The following is a 582-nucleotide window of genomic DNA, read 5'->3' as shown; positions in this document are numbered from 1 at the left end:
GGCCAGTTTGGATGAAGTGAATGAGTTTGATTTGATTTTACCAACAACGATTAAGCTGTTGGCTTTAACAAGCTTTGATGTGAATTTATGAATCAAGTCTTGGCGGGTGTTTTTGATCTTGGCGTGAATCGCACGGACCCGTTTTTTGTTTTTGGCTCTTTGAGCAATGGCCAGTTTTTCTGCGTATTGATGGGTGACTTTGATTTGTAGCTGATCACCCTCACTACTGACTGCGGCATCTTTACAGCCTAAATCAATACCGACTTGGCCCGTGCCACAAACTGTTTTTGGAAATTCTTTAGCGGTGATACAGGCGTACCAGTGACCACGATTGTCTTGTACCAATTCGCACGTATTGATGCCGTACAGGGCTAAATTGTAGCTATCCCATACATCAATGATCAGCTTTTTGCCTTTAGCGAGGCTTAGCTGAATAGTAGATTTAAGGCTTTTCTTGCCTGACTGACGGGTTACTAAGTGCTTAATGGCGGTCTTTTTAAACGGAATCCATCCAAGAGATCTGCGCTTGGCTTTTGGGTTATTGGTGCGCCAGTTGAGTTTGGCTTTTTTAAACTGTTTACG

General features: G+C 43.1%; 1 protein-coding gene. It reads right to left on the bottom strand.

The features are described from left to right. Positions 1–582 (bottom strand): transposase (locus J3492_RS13035; RefSeq protein WP_243453264.1); only part of this gene is annotated, 582 nt, incomplete at both ends.

It is taken from the genome of Psychrobacter coccoides (assembly GCF_017498085.1).
Taxonomy (GTDB): Bacteria; Pseudomonadota; Gammaproteobacteria; order Pseudomonadales; family Moraxellaceae; genus Psychrobacter; species Psychrobacter coccoides.
The sequence above is the reverse complement of the archived record's forward strand: the minus strand, read 5'-3'. Positions and strand labels throughout refer to the sequence as shown.